General features: G+C 70.3%; 1 protein-coding gene. It reads right to left on the minus strand.

Annotated elements, in window-relative coordinates; all coding sequences use genetic code 11:
• Nucleotides 1-2,672 (minus strand): hypothetical protein (locus tag AB0I10_RS40900; protein ID WP_363157817.1); only part of this gene is annotated, 2,672 nt, incomplete at its 3' end.
• Nucleotides 2,673-2,895 lie beyond the last annotated feature (223 nt).

The following is a 2,895-nucleotide window of genomic DNA, read 5'->3' on the forward strand; positions in this document are numbered from 1 at the left end:
GTGTTGTTGCTCGTCGGGTGCTGCTGGGACGGCTGTTGGCGTGGGTCCGGGCGGTCGTTCTGCGGCTGTTGCTGCTGACGCGGTGGTGTCGGTTGGGTCTGCTGGTTTGGCTGGTTCTGCGGCGCCTGCTGGTTTGGCCCGTTCTGTTGGTTCTGGTCCTGGCGGGGGCCGTCGAGGCGGGGGTTGTGCGGGGGCGGTTCGGGGCGGCGTTGTTGGGTGGCGTCGTGGATGGGTTGGGTGCCGTCGGGGCGGCGGTTGTTGGAGCGTGGGGAAGCGTTTCCGTTGGTGGGTGTGCCGCTGCGGGGTGGGGTGGTGTTGCTGCGGGGTGGGGTGGTGTTTGTGGTGGTGGGGCCGGCCTGGGGTGGCATGGGGGGTGTGCCCGTCATCGGGCCGGGGTTTTGGGGGGTGTTGGGGGGTTGTTGGGGTGTGGTGGGGGTGTTGGGGTTGGTGGTGTGTTGGGTGGGTGGGGGTGCGGTTGTGGTGTCCGCGGATTGGGTGGTGACGGTGGTGTCGTGGTCGTCCGGGACGGTGGGCATGGGGTTGCCGGGGGCTGGGTCGCGTTGCTGGATGGGCTGGCTGGTCGAGGGGGTGTGGTGGACCGGGGCGCCCTGGGGTGGGGGGCTGGCGTGTGGCATGGAGGCGCGGCCACCGCTGCCGGTGTTGGAGTTGGAGTTGTCTCCGTTGGTGGGGTTGTTGCCGGTGCCGGTGCTGTCGTGGGAGTTGGGGGTGTCGCTGTAGGAGGGCGGGTTGCCGGCGACGTCGGGGACGGGGTCGGGGGTTGGGGAGGGGGCTGGGGCCGGCTGGGGTGTCTCCGGGCGTGAAGGTTCGGCCTGGTGGGGTGTGTCTGGGCGTGATGGTTCGGCTTGGTGGGGGGTTTGGTCTGGGGTGGGGCGGGCTGCGTCCGGGGTGTTGTCGGGCGCGGGCTGGGGGCTGATGGGCTCCGGGGTGGTGTCCGGGGCGGGTTGCGTGCTGATGGGGTCCGGGTTCGGGCGTGCGGAGTCCGGGGTGGTGTCCGGTGCCGGTTGGGGACTGACCTGGTCTGGGTCGGGGCGGGTGGCGTCGGGCGTGTTGTCGGGTGCCGGTTGGGGGCGTATCGCGTCCGGGTCCGGGCGTGCGGCGTCGGGCGTGTTGTCCGGTGCCGGCTGGGGGCTTATGGAGTCGGGGTCTGGGCGGGAGGTGTCCGGGGTTGGGCCTGCGTCGGGGGTGCCTCCGGCGTGAGGGGTGTTGCCGGAGTCGGGGGTATTGCCGGAGTCGGGGGTGTTGGGGGCCGAGTGCGGGCTGTCGTTGCCGTCGCGGTAGCCCTCGTCGAAGGGGGAGCGCTGCTCCGGGGGCGGCAGAGGTTGCGCCTCGGGGGTAGTGCGGTTGCCGTCAGGGCCCGGCGTGGCGGTGTCAGGGGAGGACGGGTTGGAGCCCGAGCCCGCACCTGCGCCCGTGCCCGAGTCCGACCCTGCGCCTGCGCCTGCGTTGTCCGAAGTACGGGGAGTGTGGCTGGTGGAGCCGCCGCCCCCGCTGTCCGAGCCGCCGCGACTGCCACCGCCCGCGTCATTGCCGCTGCTGCCGCCGGAGTCGTTGGACGTGCTGCCGGAGCCGCTGTTCGAGCTGCTCCCCGAGCCCCCGTCGCTGGACGAGCCGCTCCCGGAGCCCCCGTCGCTGCTACCAGATCCACTGCCGGAGCTGCCGCCGTCTCCACTACCGGACCCACTACCGGACCCACTACCGGAGCCCGACCCACTGCCGGAGCCCGACCCACTGCCGGAGCCCGAGCCACTTCCGCTGCCGCTGCCGGAGCCGGAGCCGGAGCCGGAGCCACTTCCGCTGCCGGAGCCGGAGCCGCTTCCCGAGCCGCTTCCGGAGCCGCTGCCTCCGCCATCCCCCGAGCCTCCGCCATCCCCGGAGCCTCCGCCGTCTCCCCCGTCACTGTCACCGTGTCCGGCGGCACTGTCCAAGCCGTGGCGGGCGCGTCGGCCCGCGCGGCCGCCGGCGCCGTCACGCAGACCCTCACCAAGGGCCTCGCCGGTGTTCTTCAAGGCGTCCTCGCCCGCCTTGTAGCCCTCCTTCGCCGTCCGGCCGAGGTCATAGCCCTTCTGGGCACCGAAGTTCTGGTTGACGGTCTGCGCGATCAGGTCGGAGACCATCGCCTCCAAGGCGGATATCACCGGCTCCTTAGCAGCCTCCATGATCGCGTCGAGGAGTTGCTTGGCAACTTCCTTGAGGATGCGGCGGACCACCTCACGGGTGGCCAGCGTGGCGGCCGCGGCGCCTATTTCGGACAGGCCGAGGGTGAAAGGTGCCGCCGCCTGAGCCGCGATGATTTCCGCGGCGAGGATTATCAACTGCGTGATGACAGCGATCTTCATGCCGATGACCAGGGCCGCGGCGGCCTCAAAAGTGAAGGCGATGACCTCGGCGGCCTGAGCGGCATCATCGAAGTAGCCGGAACCACCCGCGAACTTGTCCCAGGTCTCGCTGAAACCCTCGATGGCGTCGCCCGCGTTCTCACCGAGCACATTGGCCGCGTACGTGGCGCCGTTGGCCTGGTGTTCCTGGACCTCGGCTGCGAACTGGCGCCACACCTGGGCACATTCGACGAGTTTGTCCTCGTCCGCGTGCGGCCAGTTGAAGCCGAGCATGTCCAGAACCCAGACGACAGAGTTCGGCGGCATCATGGACATGGTGGAGCTCCCCCGTGAAAGTGCTTTTGTGGCATACGTGGTGGGAGACGGTTACCTGGGCCGCCTCCCAGCAAAGGACTGGCGAACGGACGGCTTTAGGGCTGTCGCGGAGGGTGAAGCGTCCTGATGACGGTGCCCTGGTCGGACTTGGTCGGGTCCTGCCACGCCTGTTTGTTCTCGGCGTGCTGCTTGATCAGCGACTCGCTGAAGTCCTCACCCTCCG

This window comes from Streptomyces sp. NPDC050636, assembly GCF_040654775.1.
In the GTDB taxonomy this organism is placed as follows: Bacteria; Actinomycetota; Actinomycetes; order Streptomycetales; family Streptomycetaceae; genus Streptomyces.